At 65.3% G+C, this 21,783-nt stretch carries 18 protein-coding genes; 2 read left to right on the top strand and 16 right to left on the bottom strand.

The annotated features are described in order from the left end of the window. Window positions 1–543: 543 nt before the first annotated feature. A complete protein-coding gene (locus ABW18_RS11610; RefSeq protein ID WP_235434358.1) occupies window positions 544–1,242 on the top strand; it encodes a glycoside hydrolase family 16 protein in 699 nt (232 codons plus the stop codon). 319 nt (window positions 1,243–1,561) lie between these two features. On the opposite strand, the gene ABW18_RS11615 is transcribed toward ABW18_RS11610, so the two are convergent. From ABW18_RS11615 to ABW18_RS11675, 13 genes are all read right to left on the bottom strand, one after another. Further along, window positions 1,562–2,296 carry a helix-turn-helix domain-containing protein gene (locus tag ABW18_RS11615; protein WP_416259128.1) on the bottom strand — a complete coding sequence of 245 codons (735 nt, stop codon included), beginning with the start codon at window positions 2,294–2,296 and terminating at the stop codon, window positions 1,562–1,564. Between the two features lie 3 nt (window positions 2,297–2,299). Next, on the bottom strand, window positions 2,300–3,490 hold the full coding sequence (locus ABW18_RS11620) for an NAD(P)/FAD-dependent oxidoreductase (protein WP_049699142.1): 1,191 nt from the start codon (window positions 3,488–3,490) through the stop codon (window positions 2,300–2,302). After that, window positions 3,487–4,821 (bottom strand): FMN-binding glutamate synthase family protein, encoded by a 1,335-nt coding sequence (locus ABW18_RS11625; RefSeq protein ID WP_049699143.1) that lies wholly within the window; start codon window positions 4,819–4,821, stop codon window positions 3,487–3,489. The genes ABW18_RS11620 and ABW18_RS11625 overlap by 4 nt, the downstream gene beginning before the upstream one ends. A gap of 274 nt (window positions 4,822–5,095) precedes the next feature. Beyond that, entirely contained in the window at window positions 5,096–5,827 is a 732-nt protein-coding gene (locus ABW18_RS11630) for a GltB/FmdC/FwdC-like GXGXG domain-containing protein (RefSeq protein WP_049699144.1), read from the bottom strand. Further along, entirely contained in the window at window positions 5,815–6,711 is an 897-nt protein-coding gene (locus ABW18_RS11635) for a class II glutamine amidotransferase domain-containing protein (RefSeq protein WP_049699145.1), read from the bottom strand. Before ABW18_RS11635 ends, ABW18_RS11630 begins: the two co-directional genes overlap by 13 nt. Before the next feature lie 162 nt (window positions 6,712–6,873). Continuing rightward, entirely contained in the window at window positions 6,874–8,220 is a 1,347-nt protein-coding gene (gene glnT / locus ABW18_RS11640) for a type III glutamate--ammonia ligase (RefSeq protein WP_049699146.1), read from the bottom strand. A 313-nt stretch (window positions 8,221–8,533) separates the two neighbouring features. Further along, window positions 8,534–9,913, bottom strand: a complete 1,380-nt coding sequence (locus ABW18_RS11645; RefSeq protein WP_049699147.1) for an ammonium transporter — start codon at window positions 9,911–9,913, stop codon at window positions 8,534–8,536. A gap of 169 nt (window positions 9,914–10,082) precedes the next feature. Further along, window positions 10,083–11,129: a heme-dependent oxidative N-demethylase family protein gene (locus ABW18_RS11650; protein WP_049699148.1), complete on the bottom strand. Its 1,047-nt coding sequence runs from the start codon at window positions 11,127–11,129 to the stop codon at window positions 10,083–10,085. Between the two features lie 157 nt (window positions 11,130–11,286). Beyond that, window positions 11,287–12,285: a PDR/VanB family oxidoreductase gene (locus tag ABW18_RS11655; protein ID WP_049699149.1), complete on the bottom strand. Its 999-nt coding sequence runs from the start codon at window positions 12,283–12,285 to the stop codon at window positions 11,287–11,289. After that, window positions 12,282–13,853: a heme-dependent oxidative N-demethylase family protein gene (locus ABW18_RS11660; protein WP_152930075.1), complete on the bottom strand. Its 1,572-nt coding sequence runs from the start codon at window positions 13,851–13,853 to the stop codon at window positions 12,282–12,284. The genes ABW18_RS11655 and ABW18_RS11660 overlap by 4 nt, the downstream gene beginning before the upstream one ends. A 23-nt stretch (window positions 13,854–13,876) precedes the next feature. After that, window positions 13,877–14,878, bottom strand: a complete 1,002-nt coding sequence (locus tag ABW18_RS11665) for a PDR/VanB family oxidoreductase (RefSeq protein ID WP_049699151.1) — start codon at window positions 14,876–14,878, stop codon at window positions 13,877–13,879. Next, the gene (locus ABW18_RS11670) at window positions 14,875–15,459 is read right to left on the bottom strand and encodes a dimethylamine monooxygenase subunit DmmA family protein (protein ID WP_049699152.1); all 585 of its coding nucleotides are present in this window, start codon (window positions 15,457–15,459) and stop codon (window positions 14,875–14,877) included. The genes ABW18_RS11665 and ABW18_RS11670 overlap by 4 nt, the downstream gene beginning before the upstream one ends. A gap of 5 nt (window positions 15,460–15,464) precedes the next feature. After that, a complete protein-coding gene (locus ABW18_RS11675; protein WP_049699153.1) occupies window positions 15,465–15,848 on the bottom strand; it encodes a cupin domain-containing protein in 384 nt (127 codons plus the stop codon). Window positions 15,849–16,133: 285 nt separating this feature from the next. Here ABW18_RS11675 and ABW18_RS11680 point away from each other — a divergent pair, with 285 nt between their 5' ends. Then, window positions 16,134–17,057 carry a phosphatase PAP2 family protein gene (locus ABW18_RS11680; protein WP_235434359.1) on the top strand — a complete coding sequence of 308 codons (924 nt, stop codon included), beginning with the start codon at window positions 16,134–16,136 and terminating at the stop codon, window positions 17,055–17,057. Between the two features lie 147 nt (window positions 17,058–17,204). On the opposite strand, the gene ABW18_RS11685 is transcribed toward ABW18_RS11680, so the two are convergent. Genes ABW18_RS11685 through ABW18_RS11695 form a run of 3 tightly spaced genes read right to left on the bottom strand, consistent with a single transcriptional unit; the run spans window position 17,205 to window position 21,757 of the window. Further along, window positions 17,205–18,500 (bottom strand): PucR family transcriptional regulator, encoded by a 1,296-nt coding sequence (locus ABW18_RS11685; protein WP_049699154.1) that lies wholly within the window; start codon window positions 18,498–18,500, stop codon window positions 17,205–17,207. After that, the gene (locus ABW18_RS11690) at window positions 18,497–19,918 is read right to left on the bottom strand and encodes a phytoene desaturase family protein (RefSeq protein ID WP_049699155.1); all 1,422 of its coding nucleotides are present in this window, start codon (window positions 19,916–19,918) and stop codon (window positions 18,497–18,499) included. The genes ABW18_RS11685 and ABW18_RS11690 overlap by 4 nt, the downstream gene beginning before the upstream one ends. Before the next feature lie 3 nt (window positions 19,919–19,921). Then, window positions 19,922–21,757: a DUF3556 domain-containing protein gene (locus ABW18_RS11695; RefSeq protein ID WP_049699156.1), complete on the bottom strand. Its 1,836-nt coding sequence runs from the start codon at window positions 21,755–21,757 to the stop codon at window positions 19,922–19,924. Window positions 21,758–21,783: the final 26 nt, after the last annotated feature.

Raw genomic sequence — 21,783 nt, forward strand, 5'->3', positions numbered from 1 at the left:
GCGCCGGGTGCGCGAGTCGAAGCGACGCACCCGGCGACGACGCTGTGCCGGAGCGGGGTTCTGGCGCTGCTGCTGGTTGTTGTTCGGGATGGGCATGACTACCTCTTTCACTTCGGCGGACCGCTCGTCGGTGAGCGCTCTCTCTGACATCACCGACAATGCCAACCGAGACTTGCGAGGCACTCGACGTCGACTGGGAGATCGCTGAGTGACTGGAGATGACTGGGACTGAGAGATAATTGGGTGCGGACGCTGAATGCCGTTGATAGGCGCGGCATCACAGATTGCTGCGAGGTTGGCTGTTCGGCTGGCAGACGGGGCAATCATTCGATAGTGTCCGAATTGTCATCACCGGGGGATCGCACCGACGAGGAGAACGTCCCGATGCACAGACGCCCACCCCGGCCGACCCTCCCCCACTCGTTACGACGCCGCGTCGCATCGCGGCTGCGCCGCCTGACAGGTCCGGTGACACTCACACTTGTCGCTTCGTTGACGGCCTTGGGGCTTTCACATGTGGCGCCTGCTCGTGGAGCCACGTTGGTGTGGTCTGACGAGTTCAACGGTGCGGCCGGCAGTTCGCCGTCGACGTCGAACTGGAACTTCGAGACCGGTGGCGGTGGCTGGGGTAACAACGAGTGGCAGACCTACACCAATTCGCGGCAGAACTCCTACCTCGACGGCAACGGCCGACTGGTGATCGCCGCCCGCTCCGACGGCACGTCGATCACGTCGGCACGCCTCAACACTCTCGGCAAGGTGGCATTCACCTACGGGACGGCGTCGGCCCGGATCAAACTGCCCGCGGGAAAGGGTCTGCTGCCGGCGTTCTGGCTGATGGGCACGGACATCTACTCGGTGGGGTGGCCCGCGAGCGGCGAGATCGATGTGATCGAAACTCCCTCGGTGACAACGTCATACACCAACCACGTGCACGGGCCGACGACCTCGGGCGGGACATGGAAACTCGGCAACTCCGGTGCGATCGCCGATCTGTCGACCGACTTCCACACGTACTCGGTCACGAAGTCGCGAGATGCGATCACCGTCGCGCTCGACGGACGGACGGTCGGCAGCTACCGGGCGTCGCAGTTGAGCGCCGACAAGAAGTGGGTATTCAACAAGCCGACGTACCTCCTGCTGACGCTCGCGGTCGGCGGGGACTGGCCCGGCGACCCCGACCTCACGACACCGAATCCGTCGTACATGACGCTCGACTGGATCCGGGTGTACTCGAGCTGAGGTGGTCTCGACAAGCTCGACCAGCGGGGGCCTTTTCCGCTGATTGAGCCGGCCGCGAGCGGAGCGAGCTGCCGAGTCGAAATCACCTGCGGTGGTCTCGACAAGCGGGCGGGGTGGTCTCGACAAGCTCGACCAGCGACGGTCGCTCGACCAGCGGGTTCGGCTCGACCGGCGGGTGGGGTGGTCTCGACAAGCTCGACCAGCGGATGGGCGGTTCGACCGGCGGTGGGGTGGTCTCGACAAGCTCGACCAGCGGGAGTTGGCTCGACCAGCGACGGTCGCTCGACCGGCGGGTGGCTCGACCGGCGGGCTTAGGCGGTCAGATGGCCGAGTCGGGGAACGCGATGACCGAGAGGAACCGGATCGGGAGTTCGACCAGTTCGACCGGCCCGTGGGCGCCCTCGCCGTCGAGTTGTAGCGAATCGCCGGGGCTGAGTCGGTAGACCGAACGTGAGTGCGCGTAGTCCATCGTTCCGTCGAGCATGAAGATGAACTCGGTGCCTGGATGCTGGAACAGCGGCTGCGTCACCGACTTCTCGGTGAGCGTCACCAGCAGGCATTCGAGGCGCTTGTGCTCGCCGCGGAGCGAGCCGAGCATCTCGTACTCGTGGCCCTCGCGGGAGCCTTCGCGCACGATCTGCGAGCCCTCCCCCGCCTTGACGAACACGGCGGACCGTTCGAGGTCGGCGCCACGGAAGAGCGAGGTCACCGAGACGTCGAACGCGGTGGCCAGCGCGGCCAAGGTGCTCAGGCTGCAGGACGTCTGCGCGTTCTCGATCTTGGAGAGCATGGCCTTGGAGATGCCGACCTTGGCGGCCATGTCGCCGACCGACAGCCCCTCCTGCCTGCGGAGACGTCGGACGTTGTGCGCTATCGCCGATTCGAGTTCGAGTTCTTCGACCGGTTGATCGACCGGACGTTCGCGCGCGGTCCCCGACTGGTTACGGATCAGAGCGTCGTCGGTCACCTCGCCAGCATATCGGTAGACGGACTTCACTCGGGGTAGACGCCGGGGTCCGGCGGACGTCGGTGTTCCGCCGTGGAGAGCACACATCCGCTACCGCATCTCGCCCGCACCGACGTACGGGAATTTGGTCTTGAGCAGGTCGCCGTCGTCGAAGCGGGAGAGCCGGAAGTTCGACTCCGGGATGCGCGGATCGTTGCTGCGACCGTCAACGACGAGGTCGGCGACGAGACGTCCGACGGCAGGCGAGATCTTGAAGCCGTGTCCGCTGAAGCCCGCGGCGATGACGAGTCCATCGAGCGGACCGGTGGAGATCACCGGGTTCCAGTCGGGTGTGACGTCGTAGCAGCCCGCGTAGCTGCTGGTGATGCTCGCGTCGGTGAACGCCGGGAATCGGGTACCGACCTTGTCGACGGTGAGGTCGAGGAATGCCTCGTCGGCGCGATTGAGGTAGCCGTCGGGGTTGGCGACCTCGAGCTCGGCGAGATCTGAGTTTCCGAACAGGATCTCCCCGCGGACGTCGGGTCGGACGTACTGCAACGACACCAGATCCGAGAACACCGGCACCGCAACGAGTTCCATGCCCGGATGGATCATCACGATCTGCTCGCGGTGCACCGTGATCGGAACGTCGATGCCGTACGTGTCGAGGAAGGGCTTGGTCCAGACACCTGTCGCGACCACGACGGTGTCGGCGGAGATGGTCGAGTGGTCGGCGAGTTCGACTCCGGTGACACGCTCTCCGTCGGTCAGCAGACCGGAAACGCTGGTGCCCTGTTTGATTCGGACACCGGCTGCTCTCGCCGACGCCGCGAACGCCTGCGCGGTCTGATACGCGTCGCCATAGCCACCGCGTTCTTCCCAGCCGAACGCGGCGAACGGTTCCAGATCGGCTGCGGGCCAGAGCTTTGCCACCTCGGAGACATCCATCTCCTCGGTCTGCACTCCGACCTCGCGCTGGGCCGCCAGGCTTTTCCGTAGGTTCTCGACGTTGGGCTCTCCGACCCCGACCACGTAGCCGGTCTGTCGGAAGCCGATGTCGGTGCCGAAGATCTCCTCGGCCTTTTCGAACACCTCGAGGCCGATGGCAGCCATGGCCGCGAGCGAACTGACACCGTAGTGGCAGCGGACGATGCCCGACGACTTGCCCGTCATTCCACCGCCGACGGTATCTCGCTCGCACACAACAACATCGGTGATGCCGCGCTGCGCCAGTGCCCATGCCGTCGCGACGCCCTCGAGGCCACCGCCGATGATGACGATGGATGCGGTTTCGGTACTCACAGACCCGCTCCCGTCCCGGGAATCCAGTTGGTGCCCGCGAGAGGAACACGCGCCATGGCTGCGGCCTCGATCGAGATCGCCACCAGGTCTTCGGGTTCCAGGTGATGCAGGTGCGCCTTGCCGCAAGCGCGGGCGATGGTCTGCGCCTCCATCGTGGTCACGCGCAGGAAGTTGGCGAGTCGTCGGCCACCGGCGATCGGGTCGAAGCGCGCGGAGAGCTCCGGATCCTGGGTGGTGATACCGGCCGGGTCCCTGCCGTCCTGGAAGTCGTCGTAGAAGCCTGCGGCCGATCCCAGTGCCGCGTACTCGTCCTGGTAGCGAGGATCGTTGTCGCCCAATGCGATGAGCGCTGCGGTACCGATCGCCACGGCGTCGGCTCCGAGTGCCATGGCCTTCGCGACGTCGGCTCCGTTGCGGATGCCGCCGGAGACGATGAGCTGGACCTCCCGGTGCACTCCGAGCTCTTGAAGTGCCTGCACCGCTTGGGGAATCGCGGCGAGTGTGGGGATGCCGACGTGCTCGATGAAGACTTCCTGGGTCGCGGCTGTTCCGCCCTGCATGCCGTCGACCACCACGACGTCGGCGCCGGAATGCACCGCGAGCTTGACGTCATAGTAGGTGCGGGTGGCGCCGACCTTGACATAGATCGGCTTCTCCCAGTCGGTGATCTCGCGTAGTTCGTTGATCTTGATCGCGAGATCGTCGGGGCCGGTCCAGTCCGGGTGCCGCGAAGCGCTTCGCTGGTCGATACCGACAGGGAGGGTGCGCATCCCGGCCACTCGCTCGGTGATCTTCTGTCCCAACAGCATTCCGCCGCCGCCCGGCTTGGCTCCCTGGCCGAGGACGACCTCGATCGCGTCGGCCTTGCGCAGGTCGTCGGGGTTCATCCCGTAGCGCGACGGAAGGTATTGGTAGACAAGGTTCTTCGACTGCCCGCGCTCCTCGGGGGTCATGCCGCCGTCGCCCGTGGTGGTCGACGTCCCGACCTCCGACGCTCCTCGTCCGAGCGCCTCCTTGGCGCCAGCCGATAACGCGCCGAAGCTCATGCCCGCGATGGTGACCGGGGTGTCGAGGTGCAGCGGGTACTTCGCGTTGCGGGTGCCGAGCGTGACGTCGGTGCCGCAGCGCTCGCGGTAACCCTCCAATGGGTAGCGCGACATGGAGGCGCCGAGGAACAGGAGGTCGTCGAAGTGCGGCAGTTTGCGCTTGGCACCCCACCCGCGGATGTCGTAAACGCCTGTCTCCGCGGCGCGTTGGATCTCGGCGATGGTTGAGCGATCGAAGGTCGCCGACTCGCGCAGACCGCGCTGCGCGTTGTTGAGGTTGGACATGGGATTCTCCGTTGTGGGTAGTGGTCTCGACGGGCTCGACCAGCGAGAGTGGGGCTCGACCAGCGGGGCGGGTGCTCGACCAGCGGGGCGGGTGCTCGACCGGTGGGGTGGGTGGTCTCGACAAGCTCGACCGGCGGGGGTTGCTCGACCAGCGAGAGTCGGGCTCGACCAGCGGTTGGGCGGTGGTCTCGACAAGCTCGACCAGCGAGAGTCGGGCTCGACCAGCCATTGGGCGGTGGTCTCGACAAGCTCGACCAGCCGGGGTGAGCGGGCGTCAGTAGGAAGACGAGTTGTCGGCGTGGAAGTGGTAGAGCTCGCGGGCGGAGCCGTAGCGGGTGTACGCGGACAGGTCGTCGTCCTTGAAGCCGGCAGCCTTGAGGAGTCCGGCGAGTTCTTCGAGGTGCTCACTGCGCATCGGCTTGGCCACGCAGTCGGCGCCGAGGGATGCGACGGAACCTCGCACGTACAGACGGGTTTCGTAGATCGAGTCGCCGAGTCCGTGTCCGGCGTCGCCGCGGATGACCAGGCGGCCTGCCTGCGCCATGAATGCGCTGCTGTGGCCGACGTTGCCGCCGACCACGATGTCGACACCCTTCATCGAGATGCCGCAACGGGCCGCGGCGTCGCCCTCGACGACCAGCAGTCCGCCGTGGGCGGTCGCGCCGGCCGACTGGGACGCGTTGCCCTTGACGACGACCGTTCCGCTCATCATGTTCTCGGCGACACCGGTTCCGGCGTTGCCGTTGATGATGATCTCGGCCTGCTGGTTCATGCCGGCCGCGTAGTAGCCGACGTGCCCGTTGACCGTGATCTTCACCGGAGCGTTCACGCCTGCCGCAACGCTGTGGGCGCCGTGCGGGTTGTCGATCGTCACCTCGCCCGAAATGTCGCCGTGCAGAGTCGAATTGACTTCGCGAAGAGGTGTGGTGTCGAGATCGAAGTACAGGTCGGTCATCGGATTCTCCGTGGACGGGGATATGGATGGGGTTGCTGTCAGCGTGTCCATGCGTAGACCACCTCGGGCTCGGGCTCCCAGATGCGAGCCTCGTCGACTCCGGGAAGGTGTGCGAGAGCGCGATACTCGCTTGCCATCGCGACCCAGTCGGGTGTTTCGGCGATGACTGCGGGCTTGCAGGCGATCGCGTCGCGGACCACCGCGAAGGAGTCGCGGTTGGAGACGAGGAGTGTGTAGAAGCCGTCGAAGGTTGCACACACTTCCTTCAGCGCCGTTTCGACGTCCTTGCCCTGCGCGAGCTGATGAGCGACGAAGCGTGCGCCGACCTCGGTGTCGTTCTCGCTGTCGAATTCGACGCCCTGAGAGCGCAATTCGCGACGGATTGTCGCGTGGTTGGAGAACGAACCGTTGTGCACCAGGCACTGTTCGGGGCCGACGGCGAAGGGATGTGCACCCGACGGGGTCACAGCCGATTCCGTCGCCATACGAGTGTGTCCGACGCCCTGCCAGCCCGACGCCGCCGCCAGCTCCCACTTCTGTGCAAGATCGCGGGGCGCGCCAACACCTTTGAGCACGGTCAGGTCGGAGCCGAATCCCGCGACGAGCGCCGTCGGAAAGGCCGAGCGGGCAGCGTCGAGGAGGGTTGCGGAGTCGAGATCGGCCGACACGACCAGCGTCTCGTCGACCTTCTGCGCGGCGACGGGTGTGCCGAGCGTCGAAGTGAGAAGGGCTGCGGCGTCTGCAGGTTCGACGTCGGTGTCGAGGAGGCAGACGCAGCCGTGCCCGGCGGGCGCCCAGTCCGGGTTGCCGTAGACGGCGATGCCCGCGGAATCTGCTCCGCGGTCTTGCATTTCGCCCAGCATTCCGGAGAGGAGTTCCCCGAGACGGGGGTAGAGATCGGGGTTGCGCAGGTGCAACCCGACGATTCCGCACATGACATGGACCTTTCGTTGGTTGGGGTGATCTCGACAAGCTCGATCAGCGGTGGTCGGCTCGATCAGCGGTTTGGGTGATCTCGACAAGCTCGATCAGCGGTGGTCGGCTCGATCAGCGGGGTGGGGCTCGATCGGCGGTGGGGAACTCGATCGGCGGGTGGTCTAGAAGGCCGTCAGGTACTGGTCGACCTCCCAGGGCGAGACGGCGGAGTGCCAGGCGAAGAACTCCTCGCGCTTGAGGTGCGAGAAGTACTGCGAGACGGTCTGTGAGTCGGCTGGCCACTCGTCGGGGATGGCGGCGTCGAGCGTGGCTGTGACAACCGTGTCGGCTTCGAGCGCTTCGACGGCGTGCAGCAGAGTGAGCGGCAATGAGGAGATGTGCTTGGGGCAGGTGCCGAGCGCGCCGGGGTCGAGGCTGCGCTTGATGCCGTCGAGTCCCGCGCCGAGTGCGGCCGCGATGGCCAGGTACGGGTTGGCCGAGCCGTCGCCGCCACGCAGTTCCACGCGCTGCTCGTCGGGGATGCGTACGTAGTGGGTTCGGTCATTGCCGCCGTAGGTGGGAACTCGCGGTGCCCACGAAGCGCCCGAGCGGGTTGCGGTGGCACCAGTCCGCTTGTAGGAGTTGACCGTTGGCGCCATCACAGCCTGCAGGGCTGGGGCGTGCTCGAGGATGCCACCGACGAATCCGTATGCCTGTGGTGAGAGGCCGAGGCCGCGCTCATCGTCGTCGGCTGCGTTCGGGAACACCGGGTTTCCTGCCGAGGTGAGTGAAAGGTGAAGGTGCAGACCGGAACCGGTGCGTTCGGCGAAGGGCTTGGGCATGAAGGTGGCGACCATGCCGCGCTCGGCCGCGAACGTGGAGAGCAGGTAGCGCAGCGTGATCACACGGTCGGCGGTGGTCAGCGCATCGGAGTAGGCGAAGTTCTGCTCGAACTGGCCGTTGCCGTCTTCGTGGTCGTTGGCGTAGTTACTCCAGCCGAGCTGGTTCATCGCCGTGGAGACGGTGGTGAGGTGGTCGTACATGCGGGTGAGGCCGCGGACGTCGTAGCAGGGTCGGTCGGAGTCGTCGGCCGCGTCTGCGGTGATCAGCGAGCCGCTGGCGTCGCGCTTGAGCAGGAAGTACTCGACCTCTGCGCCGACCCAGGGCTCGAAGCCGGCGTCGGCGGTCTGCGCGATCAGGGACTTGAGGATGTTGCGAGGAGCGAACGGCCACGGCTTTCCCAGTACGTAGGGATCGCAGTGGACGATGGCCAGCCCCTCCTTGATGAACGGGACCGGGAGGAACGACGAGACGTCGGGGATGGCCATCAGGTCAGGATCTTTGGGCTCCTGTCCGATCGCGCCGACGGCGTAACCGGCGAAACCGACTCCGTCGGTGGCCAGTTCGTCGACGGCCTCGACCGGGACGAGCTTGGCGCATGGCTTGCCACGCAGGTCGACGAACATGGCGAGGATGAACTTGGTGTTGCTGGCCTCGCACAGCTCGGCGAGGGTCTGGGTGTCAGTCATGGTTGCTCCGGGAGTTCGGGTGGGAGTGAATCCAGTATGTCTACTCGTATGAACCTTTGTCTAGTCCTAGTAGACACTTGAGGTATTGCGGTTACGTTAAGCCCGCGTGAGGTCGTGGTATCGGGATGGCCGGTGCACGCTCGGCGGGAGGGAGCGCCCAGTCGGCAGGATGTTGCGCCCGGTGGACGGGAGGAAGCGCCCAGTCGGCTGAGAATGACGCCTGGTCGGCGGGCATGGGCCCGTCTGGACGCGGAACGCCCGTGAGTTGGCGGGTCGTTCCGCACTCACGGGCGTTCTCACGGTCGAGGATTGCTCAGGATGACGTTGCTGTCGTGGCTCCCGCCGGTTGGGTAGTTGTGGCAGTGGGTATTTCGTGCTCGAGGTTCTCGGCAGCCCGCTCGGGGTGAAGACCGGAGAAGCCACCCGGCGCGTGTCCGACGCCTGCTGCGGGGATCTCGTAGGCGGTCTCGGCGTGGATGGTGGAGTCCAGGCCAAGGGTCTCGGTCTCGGCGTCGACGCGCAGGCCAATCGTCTTGTCGATCGCCTTCGCGATGAGCCAGGTCATCACGAACGAGAACGTGCAGGTGATCACGATGCCCGCGAGTTCGCGCCAGAGGAGACCGAAGTCGCCGCCGAACAGGATGCCCGTCAGACCTGCGGGTGCGGCGGACGCTGCGAAGAGCACGATGCAGAACGTTCCGACGATGCCGCCGATGCCGTGGACGATGAAGGCGTCGAGGCTGTCGTCGACCTTGAAGCGCGACTTGATGCTCATCAGGAATGCGACGACGCCTGCCGCGAGCAGTCCCACGCAGAGTGCACCAATCGAATTGACCGCATTGGCCGACGGAGTGATGCCGACGAGGCCGGCGATCGCGCCGGTGATGACGCCCAACGATGTCACGTGGCCTTCACGAATCTTCTCGATGATGGCGAAGCCGATCATGCCAGCGCTACCGGCCAGCAGCGTGTTGAGGATGACGAACTGGGTCAAGAAGGTCGCGCCCAGGGCACAGCTGCCGTTGAAACCGAACCAGCCGAACCACAGGATGCCGCCACCGAGAAGAACCATCGGCACGTTGTGTGGGCGCTCCATGCGCTTGCGGCGCGCGCCGAGCACAAATGCGAGCGCAAGAGCTGCGACACCCGCATTCATGTGCACCGCGGTGCCGCCCGCGAAATCGTGGATGCCGATCTTGTTCAGCAGGAAGCCGCCCTTGGCGTCGTCGGTGTCTGCGCTGAATACCCAGTGGGCGACCGGGAAGTAGACGAGCGTCAACCAGATGGGAACAAAGACCAGCCACGCCGAGAACTTCATACGACCGGCCGCGCCACTGGCCACGATCGCCACGGTGATCGCCGCGAACAGGATGAACCACGCTGCGTAATAGAGAACTTGGGTTCCCCCGGAGCCGTCATCGGTCTGGAAGTTCAGGAGCCCGATGTAGTCGGCTGGATTGCCGATCAGCCCCCATCCGTTGACCGAAGGGCCCGAAACCAGTCCATACCCGTACACGACGTAGAGCACGCTGGTGATGCCGAGGGTGATCAGCACCATCGTCATCATGTTGAGCACATTGCGCGACCCGAGCATGCCTCCGTAATAGAAGGCGAGCCCGGGAAACATGAGCAGAACGAACACGAATGCGGCAAGCATCCACGACAGATCCGCATGGGCGGCAAGTTGTTCCATGGAAGGTCCTCGGGTTGGGTGATCTCGACAAGCTCGATCAGCGAAGGGTTGGGTCGATCAGCGGGTTAGTGATCTCGACAAGCTCGATCAGCGGTGGTGGGTCGATCAGCGGTGGTGGGTCGAAGAGCGGAGGGTGGGTCGATCAGCGAAGGGTGGGGCGATCAGCGGGTTAGGCGGGTTGGCGGAGATATGCGACGACGTCGTCGCGGTAGTCGAGGAAGCCCTTGTACGCGGCGATGCGCTCGTCGAGGGTCTCGATGACGGTGGCCAGCTGGGCCGACCACTCGGGGATACGTCGCACATCGTCGAGCGACGCCATGAACGTTCGAATATTGAAAGTGACGGCTCCCGACATCGGGAGTCGAATGAAGTGCTCGAGCTCGATGCGCAAGCGGGCCGAACCGAAGTTCTTGTCCCGTACCATAGCCGGGATGTCGCGCCCCCACTCGGGAAGCTCTTCGAGGCTGACGTCGAGCTTGTGCGAGTCCGACGCCGAGAGGGTCCAATTCACGCGGCGGTAGACCTGATCGGCGGGCAGCCTACGCAGGAACTGCTCGGCCCTAGCGACGATGCCATCGCGGATCAAACCTGGTACAGGAGAATGTATTTCGTACATATCCATGCCGACGTCGAACGACACCGACCAGGCTGCGGCGAAGGTCACCACACCGGCGTCGAAGTACAGGCGGCCGTCGCGTTCGACGACGAGCAGAAGATCGTCGGGGACCTCACGCGCGAGGAAGTCCATCGGTCCGTTGGGCAGTGTTGAGGTGTCGCCGAGGGTGAACCCGGCGTCGGTGCCGAGAAGGTCGTTGCGCCAATGGAATCGGCCGGAGCCCAGTTCATCGAGGTGCATGAATTGCGGGTAGGCGAGCGCGAGGTCGCGTAGGTAGTACAGCAGCAGATCCCAGCACGCGATCTCCATGCCGGGTCGGATACGCACGCGAGACGGATCGGCGTCGAGTATTCGCCTGCGCTCAGCCATGATCGAGGCGTACTCGGCTCCGCCCAAGTCGACGAGGTTGCGGCCCCACTCCCCTCCGCGTGTTCGACGCGGGGTACGGGCCGGCTCGACGTTGACGGAGTAGTTGAACTCCTCGAGCTCGTCGGGGAACGGCCACGGGATGTTCGACAGGTGGTCGACGGGTTGCGCGAGAAAGTCGGCCGCCGCGCCGGTAGGCGCGTGGGCTGGCGACTGGTCTGCGGTGAGTGTCATGTGGTCACCTCGAAATCGGTTGGGCGGGTTGGGCTGGTGATCTCGACAAGCTCGATCAGCGGTGGGGGTAGCTCGGTCGGCGGGTGGGTGATCTCGACAAGCTCGATCAGCGGTAGGGGGCTCGGTCGGTGGGGGGGCTCGGTCGGTGGGGGCTCGATCAGGTAGGCGATGTGGGGGCGACGTCGAGGACCAAATCGCCTGCACCGCGTGAGACGCAGCAGAGCATTGCGTCGCCGGTTGCCTTCTCCTCGTCGGACAGTACATAGTCGCGGTGCGTTATCTGACCGGCGCGCACGGGGATTCGGCATTCGCCGCAGACCCCCTGTCGGCACATGTTGCTGACGTCGACACCGTTGTCGAGGAGTCGTTCGAGCAGGGAGACCCCGGGCGGCACGTCGATCGCAGTGCCGTCGGCCAGGCTCACCGAGAAGGGATCGCCGGGGTCTTGCTCAGGTGCGGTGAATCGCTCCAGATGGACTCGCGCCGCCGGCCAGCCTGCCGAGGAGGCCAGCCGCGTGTAGGTGTCAAGCAACGGCGCGGGTCCGCAAGCGTAGGCGTGAGTGCCAAGCGGTTGGGCAGCAAGACGTTCGGCGAGGACTGCGACCGTCTCTTCGACACTGGTCGCCTCGTAGAGGGTGACGTCGGGGTGGTCGGCGAGCGCCCGCAGGTCGTCGAGATGTGCGCCCTGCCCCGGCCGGTAGGAGTAGACAACCTCCACAGGCAGACCCTCTCGTGCTGCGGCACGTGCGTGCGAGAGGATCGGTGTGATGCCGATGCCGCCGGCGACGAGCAGCGCACGATGTTGGTCGAGGACGGGCGCGAACATCGGTCGCGGACCTTCGATTTCGATCAGTTCACCCTCGACGAGGTTGGTGTGCAGCCACTGCGATCCTCCCCCGGTGTCCTTGCGCAACACGGAGATCCCGTACGAGTCGGGATACATTCCGTCGTCGACGAGCGAGTAGGCGTTACGTGTCGCACCCGCTTGCACAATGAGGTGGCTGCCGGGTTGGTACGGGGTCAGTGTGCCGTCGATAGGCACGAACCGGAAGTGCGTGATGGCGTCGGTGAGAGGTCGGACCTCGACGACTCGCATCGTGCGGGTTCCGGTCTGATAGCCGTCGTGTAGGTGTGCGGGTGCCGCCGTGATCGTCATGACGGTGCCTCCAGGTCCCTGGCGTCGACGGCCGAGGCAAGGAAGCTGCCGCGGGACGCCGAGTGGTGCTCGTGGATCTCCAGACGTCGTGCGCAACCCGGACATTCGACGACGCCGCCCGGTGCGCCGACCCCACGGAATGTGCCCCGGCAATGCGCGCAGTACACCGGAAGATCAGTGGTGTCGGTGACGAACGCCGAGAGTTCGTCGGCGATCGCACCTGACTCGCGTGCGAGTGCAAGTGCGGTCAGTACGTCGTACTGGCCGCCGGTCACGAGAATCCGTGCGCCCGTGTGGGTTGCGGCCAGGGCGTCGACCAAGGTGGTTCGGTCGTCGTCGTGTGTCAGCGAATCGAGCACGAGCAGGCGTGTCGGGCCGATGCTCTCGGCGGTGCGCACCCAGGCGCGTGCGGTGTGGGCGGTCTCGTCGGCCGCGCCCGCCGCGACGATGAGGAATTCCGATCCCGCGGCGTCGACCTCTGGCGGTCGCGACGGCCAGTCGGGCAGGCCGTGAGCGGGTTCCGTCGCGACGCTATGCGCGCTGTCGAGTTCTGTTGTGGACGTGATGTTGTCGTCGGCGGAGGGCTGCGGTACTGCGTGCGCGCGGAGCCACTCCGACGCTCGTGTGCGGTACTTGATGATGCCCTTGTAGTCGGCCATGTCGTCGGGAAGCTCCGCGAAGACCTCCGCAGCGCGAACCCGCCACGGTTCGACGGTTGCCAATGCCTCCAGGGGCAACAGGTAGGTGCGGATCACGAACATGATCGCGCCGGAGTCGGGAAGGCGAATGAGGTGTTGGACCTCGACGCGCAGGTGCACGAGACGTCCGAACTCGGCGTCGTCGACATGTTGGATCATTTCCCGATCCGGGCCCCACTCGGGGTAGCGCTCCGTGGAGACGTCGAGGCGACGTCCGATGGTCATAGTCCAATTGGTGCGGCGGTACGGTTCGTGCGGTTGCAGGCGCTTGAGGAACTCGTGTGCACGCGTGATGACACCCATCTTGCGTACCCGCGGAACCGGGCCATGAATCTCGAGGAAGCTCATTCCGACGTCGAATCCGAAGCTCCAGTCGGCGGCGAAGGTGATGACGCCCGCATCGACGAAGAGTTGGTCATCACGCTGGTCGAGAAGGGCGATGTCTTCTTGTACCTGAGTCGAGAGGTAGTGCAGCGGGTCGTCGCCGAGGCTTGCCTCGTCGCCGTAGCGGAAGGTGCGCTCGTCGGCGAGAAGGTCGTTGCACCAATGCCATTCGTCGTCTCCGAGCGAGGTGAGGTGCATGGTGTCGGGGTAGGCGTGTGCGAGTTCACGCAGCATGGTCATGAGCGCGTCCCAGGCGGCAGGTCGCATGTGCGGTAGGACTGCTCGTCGCGTCGGGTCGGCGTCGAGGACTGCAGCGCGTTCAGCGAGTTCGCTGTGGTACTCGGAGTCGATCACGGCTACCGAGTCTCCCCACTGGCCGGCTGGTGTGATCACCTGTTGGTTCGCGGGTTCGACGTTCGTGCTGTACCGATAGATGTCGTCGACGAAGGGAAATGGGAAGGCCGAGACCAGGTCTGGGGTCGTCATCTGTCGTCGGACCGGGGCCGTTGTCACAGCGGTACCTCCAGGGTGCATCCGTCGCCTGCGCGCGAGACACAGGGCATGATCGCGGTGCGCGACTTCTTTTCGTCGTCGGTGAGGAACAGGTCGCGATGGATGGGTTCGTCTCCGCCGCACAGGTCGATACGGCATTCGCCGCACACGCCCTGTCGGCAGAGGTTCGGGACGGCGATGTCGTTTGCCTCGAGGGCCTCGAGAAGGCTCGTCCCCGACGGAACGTCGAGAGTTCGGTCGCTGCGAGTGAGCCTGACCCGGAAGGGATCTCCCGCATCCAACGCATCGATACCGAAGCGCTCGGAATGCAGCCGCGACGACGGCCACCCCGCGGCGGTAGCGGAGTCGAGGACATGATCGATGAAGCCGGCGGGACCGCAGACGTAGAGGTGCGTCCCCACCGGCTGTTCTTCGAGTGTCGCGGCGAGCCTCGTCGAGAACTCGGCGCGTGTTGTGAAGAGTTCCGCTCCCGATCCGGCAAGCCGGGAAACATCGTCGACGTGGGCGGCATAGCCGGGCCGAAATGCGTAGAGTACCTGCACGTTCCGCTGCCACCTCGCTGCAGCGCGAAGGTGCGACACGATAGGTGTCACCCCGATACCGCCTGCGACGAGGAGGTGCTTTGCGGCGCGGGCTGCGGGCGCGAATGCGCTTCGGGGAGGTCGGACTTCGAGTTGATCACCCTCGGCGAGTTCGTCGTGCAGCCATCGCGAACCGCCGTTTCCCTCTTCGACGCGGAGCACCGAGATTGTGTATTCGGTGGGATTCGCACCGTCGGAGACGAGGCTGTAGGCGTTGGAATGTCTCCCCGCCGCGACGACGAGGTGACTCCCGGGAACAAATCCGGGCAGTGCTGAGCCGTCCGGGTATGCCAGCGTGATCGTTCGTATCCCGTTGGCGCTGTTGATGATCGACGTCACCGTCAACGTCAACGTGGTCGGCGGTGTCACTGTCTGTGGCGTCGCGGGCGCGGCGTCGGCATCCGCAAGTGCTGTCATCGCGGGACTCCTGGGGATTCGGCGGTCTCGGCGTCGACCATGAAGCCGAGGAAGGCGCCGGTGCGTCGTGAAACGTGGTAGTAGACGAGGAGGTCGCGGTCACAGCCGTCGCACGAGATCACGTCGTCGATGGCCGCGATGGTGCGAGTTGTGGTGCGACAGTGCGAGCAGAAGATGTCGACTGGGCCAGAACCGACGGGGACAACGCTGATCTCGTCGTCTTCGAGTCCAGCGTCGATCGCGGTGGCGCGCAACCGCAGGCACGTGCCTGTGGGTCCCGCTATCACGACGCGGACACCAACAGTGCTGTCGCGCAGTGTTTCTCGGAGCTGGCCCGCGAGGGTGTCAGCTTGATCACCGAGGAGCACGGAACGTCGGATTTCAGGAGACAGCACCTGTGCCCATGCGCGCACCAGGTCGATGGCCGACGGCGCGCCGGCCATGGGCTGCGCAGCGGGATCGCCCACACCGATGAGCACGTACTCCCGGCCGGTGGCGTCGGGAAGGTCGGTGCTCGGCGGCGGGGTCACATCCTGCGTGCGCGCCCAGGCCGGAACGCTCGAGTATGCGAGCTGCGACATCGGATCTACAGGAGCGTCGAATCGCGGTGGCCCGCGTAGAACGCGAGCGCGTAGTCGGGAGTGCTGAAGTAGATCTTGGAGCCCTTGGGGAAGAAGATGGCGTCCTTTGCCTTCGCAACAGTCTTCTGTCCGGTCTCCTTGTTCTCGAGGAGGAACTCGCCTTCGAGGACAACCTTCATCTCGTCGTACTCGTACTCGTAGTAGAGAGGCGAGTCGGTGTGGCGCAGTTCGAAGTAGCCGCTGCACATCTCGCTACCGTCCGGGTTTTCGTAGACATCGCCGATGAAGCCCTCGGTGCCGGGGTACTCGGCGTCGGGCATCTTGGGGAGGTTCTCCCAGGCACCTGGGGTGACGCGGAATTCGAGTGCGCTCGTGCTGTCGATCGACATTGTTTCTCCTATCCTGGTGGGAAAGATCGGTTCAATCCGTTTTGCCGGTTTTAATCGACTGTTCGGCGTGATTCATGTGAGTGGACTTCGTTCCCTTATATGAGACAACCCGTGTGTTTCGGCCGAGTGACGGCGACGTTGACTTGTGTGACACTTTGTCTACTGATATGAAACTGCGGTCGATCGCGACCGTTCCGTCATTCACAGGCACGAATTGATCAACACCCACGACTCGCCATGCCCGCATCCCAGATTTCTCCCAGGTTCTGCCGATACGGTGACCCGGTGAGTTCTCTGTCCGCAGCGCACCAGACACGTGGCCGCCGACCCATCGGGTATGTGGTCAGTGCTGTGTTGGCAGCGCTGCTGGCTTTCGCCGCAGCAGGTGGCATCTTCGTCTTCGCGGTGCGGACATCGGCGGGACAGGTCATCGATCAGCGGCTACTGGAATATGGACGTGAACTACCGGCAGCGACGCAGGTGCCCTACTGGCTGTCGATGAGCGTCGTCTCGAATCCGTTGACCTGGGTCATCGGTGCGGCGATCGTCGTTTCGCTCGTGGTTGTCGGCGCGGTGTTGCCGTCTGAGCGCGGCCACCGAGGCGTCGGATCACGGATCGCGACGACCGCCACGCTTCTGCTGTTTCCGCCGGTCACCATCGTCCTCATCCGTGCCCTCCGTGACGGCACGTACCGCCCGCATTTCCACGACTGGATCGAGGAGACCAACAACTCTGCGCCCAGTGGGCACGCTGCCGCGATCGCGGCGCTGGTCGTCGCGGTGACGCTGGCCGCTCCCCCGCTGCTGCGTCCGTGGGTTGCCGCGCTTGGCGGAACCTGGGCGGCGATCATCGACTTCGGTCTCGTTGCCGCGGGTTGGCACCGCCCGAGCGATGTCGCGATCTCGACCTTGCTCATCGTCGGCGCGGCCGTGCTGTTGCCCGACCCGCATCGCGGATCCACGACGACCATCCCCCGGGTCGTCGGGTTTGCCGTCTGCCTACTGACTGTCGTGGCGGCGTCGATCACCGTCGCCGTGTACTACCCACGAATCGAGCAGGTCGTCATCGCCGCGCTCGTCGCGGGCGTCGTCGGCGTGTGTCTCGGCATTCTGGTCGCGTTCAAGTCCGGCGACCGCGCCGGGATCGCGGGGCGCCGCGTCGACGATCCGTGGACCCAGCAGCGCCGCGACCACCACCTCGTCGGCTGACGCTCGACGCCCAGTCGGCGCGACAGAGCGCACAGTCGGCAGTCTGCAGCGCACAGTCGGCAGGATCTCGCGCACAGTCGGCAATCTGCAGCGCCCAGTCGACGGGATTTGGCGCACGGTCGACGGGATAGAGCGCCCGGTCGACGGTCAGTCCTGGGCTAGCACCTCGGTGCCGAGGAACTCGCACACGGTCAGGGCCAGGGCCAGGTCGAGGCGGTCGGTGGTGCGGGTGTCGCGCATGGCCTTGTCGACGCGGTACTTGACGGTGTTGCGGTGCAGGTTGAGCTTCTCGGCGGTGTGTAGGTGACTCTCGCCGGTGGCGAAGTAGACCGACACCGTCTCGCGGAGTGCGGCGGCGTTCGGTGAGTCCTCGGCCAGTGACCCCAGGACCTCGTGAACCCATGCGCGGGTGAACTCGAGGTCGCGGGCCAACCGCGACACCACGGCCACTCCTCGGTCGCCGAAACCGACGACGTCGGCGACCAGGCTTCCGGGCATCGTCGCGAGGCCCCACGCTGCGAGTGCTTGCTCGTGGGAGCGTCGAAAACCGGCGATGCCGGAGGCGTTGAGTCCCAACGCGACGCGCACACCGGCCGGGAGGGTCACCCGCTGCGCGACGTCGGACGTCTCGACGACGCGGTCGCTGCGCCCCAGCGGCAGCCAGATCCAGGCGGTGCTGCGGTCGATCGCGGTGATGAGCGGTGGTCCCTCGGCGAACAGCCTCGTGGCCATCATCCGCGCGGCGCGGTCGAGCACGGCGAGATCTCTCGAGCCCTCGTCGGCCGACCACATGATGACCGCGACGTGGTGCTGGTCGAGGGAATAGCCGGACTCGCGCTCGAACGAATCGGTGTCGACGTCGGGCGTGCGAAGGATCTCGTGAATACGCGAGGACAGGACGTTGCCCTCGGCGCCGATCCAGCGTCGACGTTCGTCCTCGTAGGCCTGGAACACGTAGAGGGTGATCCACTCGATGTACTGCGAGACGACGTCGGAGATTCGACGCATCACCACGAGGCTCTCGTGCTTGGAGAGATCGAGCTCGTCGACGTAGCCGAAGATGATGCGCAGCATCTCGTTCTGCCCCATGTGGTACGCACGTACCAATGAGTTCGACGGCACGTCACGCTGAGCAAGGCGTAGCGCGTACTCGACCGCGGCCGTCGTCGGTTGGAGATGCTCGACGGGGATATCGTTGCTCAGCACATGCAGGATCGTCGAGACGTTGCCGTGCACACTGGCTTCGAGCATCTCGACCAGGGCGGGATCGACGTCGAGCTGGTCGATATCGCGCGTCATCAACGACGTGAGATAGCGAACGATCTCGGACTCGTTCTCTCGCAACCGCTTGCCCACCTGCGCAACTGCCGCCCGCACCTCGGGTGTGGCGGACGGCGGCAATTGCGAATCATGCAGGGGCAGGCCCGGTATCGAGGTACTCACCGCTTGCGACCCAGCCTCTTCAGTGCCGACGTGGCGGCGTTGACACCGCACAGCCCGTGCACACCGGCGCCGGGCGGCGTCGACTGTGAGCACAGGTACACGCCGTCGACGCCGAGCCAGTACGGGTCGAGTGCTGTGCGTGGTCGCATCAGCATCTGTAGCCCGTCGTTGGCTCCGCCGATGATGTCGCCCGAGGCGAAATTGGCGTTGTAGTCGTGCAATTGACGGGTTCCTGTGCTGCGCGTCGCGAGGATCCGATCGCGGAAGCCCGGTGCGAAACGCTCGATCTGCTGCGTGACGAGGTCGGTGGCGTCGCCTTCGTAACCCTTGGGCACGTGGGCGTAGGCGTACACGGGATTGACGTTGCCGGCGCTCCGGGTGGGGTCGGCGACGTACTGCTGACCCAGCAGCACAAAGGGATTCGGCACCATGACACCGCCGGCGCGACTGGCTTCGGTGGAGGCCACCTCGTCGAAAGTGCCGCCGAGGTGCACGGTTCCGGCACGACCGCAGTCCGGGTTGGTCCACGGGATGTCGCCGTCGATCGCGTAGTCGACCTTGAACGCCGACGATCCGACGCGGTATCGCCGATACGACCGCGCGATCCGCGACGGCATCTCGTCGCCGTAGATGGCGAGAGCCTGCTCGGGTGAGACGTCGAGGAGAACGAGATCGGCGTCGGGGATGTCGGTGCGGGCGCTGACCCGGACCCCGGTCTCGATCTTGACGCCGTACGAGCGCAACGCCGATACCGCGGCGTCGATGATTGCGCCCGAACCCCCTTCTGCCACAGGCCATCCGTAGCGATGTCCGCTCGCGGCGATCATCATGCCGAGAGACGCGGTCATCGGACGGTCGAGGCGGTTGAACGCGTGCGCAGCGATACCTCCGAACAGCCCGCGCGCCCGCGGTGTGCGGAACACGCGTGCGACGGCAGACGCAGGCAATAGCGCACGCGGCCCGAATGCTGCCAGCCGCAGGGGATGTCGAGGGATGTTGATGATCGGGCGGAGCAGGTCTGCGGACAGGTCGTCGAATCCGCTTGCCACATCACCGAAGAGCAGGCGCCAGCGTCGACCATCCTCGCCGAGCGCCGCGGCCGTCTCGTCGATCGACTGATAGAGCAGGCCTGCGTCTCCGGAGTCCAGCGGGTGGGCGCAATCGATCTCGGGCCACCGCCACACGAGTCCGTATTGCTCGAGTCCGACGTCTCGCCAGAACGGTGAACCGACGGCGAGCGGATGGAATGCCGAGCAGTGGTCGTGGATGACGCCGGGCAGCGTCAGCTCTCCCGACCGCGCGCCACCGCCGACGGTGTCGGCGGCTTCGAGCACGGTGACGTCGACGTCGTTGCGAGCAAGGTGCAGGGCGGCGGCGAGCCCGTTGGGCCCGCCGCCGACTATGACCGCTGAGGTCACTGGCTACACCTGCTCCTGCGCGCCTGCGCCGCGCATCTTGGGTTCGGTCATCACCTCAGGATCAGTCAACGCGCGGGCCACGTCAACGTCGAGCGTCCATTCGACGTTGATCGGGATCGGCCCGTTGGGCAGCCACGGCTGCTCGGCGATGGCATCGGTGACCCGATACGTACCCCGCTCGATGACACCGAGCGCGGCGTCGATCACCTGGTACTCCTGGGTGCCCTTGTGGATGGGCTGCGACTCGATCCACACGACGAGGAACTCGCCCGGAGCGAAGTTGCAGCGTCGCTGGAGGGCGGCGATCATCTTCGCGTTGTGCAGGTGGCCGTCACCGAAGTTGAACGCCACCAACGAGTTACACGCGAACTCGCCTTCACGCAGGGTGTAGGTGTTGATGTCGTCGCCGAGGTGGCGGCTCATCAACGAGTACAGCGCACGGCCCTGGCTGTGCATCGACCTCCAGGCAAGCATCTGATGCATCACGACGTCGGCGACCTCGGGCGGGTACGACGCCATCAGCTGGGTGCGGGTGTTGGGTGACGAGCGGACGATGTGCTGTTCCAGCTTCTCCTCAGCACCAGGCGCGAATGCCCAGGTGGCCGACGCCCAGTTGCCTGCGTACTGCCGCATCGACGGGAGGAACGACACGAGATCCGGGCGCAGGTTGCCGAGCACCGGGAAGAAGCAGAGCGCGATAGCGATGAGGACCATTGCCCACGGCATCGTCGTATCGGTGAGTGCGAAGCCGTCCCATGCGGGGTAGCCCCAGAACAGGAAGATCGCTGCATAGGCGAACAGGAGGTTCCATTCGAGCGGGACCGCGAGGGGGAACGTCGAGAAGATGAACAGGTGGAAGCCCACCATCAACACCACCGCGGCGAGTGTGAGCCACTTGTTGGTGGAGAACAGCAGGACCAGTGGCGTGGCCACCTCGACGATGGTGCCGAGCACGTGGCCGATACCGCCTGCAACCTTCGACGGTCGGAGGTCGTTGGGGAAGTCGCGGTAGTTCGCGCGCTTGAGGGCCTTGATCGTCAGCCATGGCGTGTTCGACATCATCGGCGGGATGACCATCGAGAAGTGGTGTCCCAGTTTGGAAACACCCGCGCCGACCCATACCGTGACGATCAGCAGCTTGAGCGCGAGGATCATGTCGACGAAGGGCAGGAAGCCGAAGAAGATCAGGGCGGGGAGGTACTGCTCACCGCGCGCGGCGATGAAGATGACCTTGTCGCGCAGGCCGATGATGACCAGCAGTGCGATCACCGGGTAGATCAGAACCGGATTGACCAGGCCGTGGGAGGTGGGTGCCACGGCGTTGAGCCAGCTCGACTGCACACCCGGAAGTACCAGTGCGACAACGGTGGCGACCAGGAGCAGTGCGTAGATCGCGACGTCGAAGACGGTGCGCGAATCGCCCTTGGTCAGCGGCACCTTGCCGGGCCACGGTGGGAGCCGGATCGTCTGCGGGCGCAGCCAGAACAGCAACCCGCCGGTCATCGGCTTGAAGTGGCCGGCGAGCGGTCCCCAGGAGCCGCCGAGTCCGAGCACCTCGATCAGCAGGGTCCAGAGAATGGCCTTCTGGTAGATGATCGGCTCGTTCCACCACTGCGACACGTGCAGCACGTTCAGGCCGGAGGTGAAGGTCGCGATGCTCAGACCGATGGCCAAGTAGAGCACCAGGATCTTCACCAGGTAGATCACCTGGAGCATCTTGGGTGTACCGAAGCCGTACTCGGCCCAGTGCGTGCTGAGCACGCGCATCCGGTCGAAGAATGGTTTGTCGAGGAAGGTTTCCGGGTCAACCGGTGGGAAGTCGGGTTGTACGAGACCCATGGTGTTCTCCTTATCTGAAGGTCTTC

It is taken from the genome of Gordonia jacobaea (genome assembly GCF_001186365.1).
In the GTDB taxonomy this organism is placed as follows: domain Bacteria; phylum Actinomycetota; class Actinomycetes; order Mycobacteriales; family Mycobacteriaceae; genus Gordonia; species Gordonia jacobaea.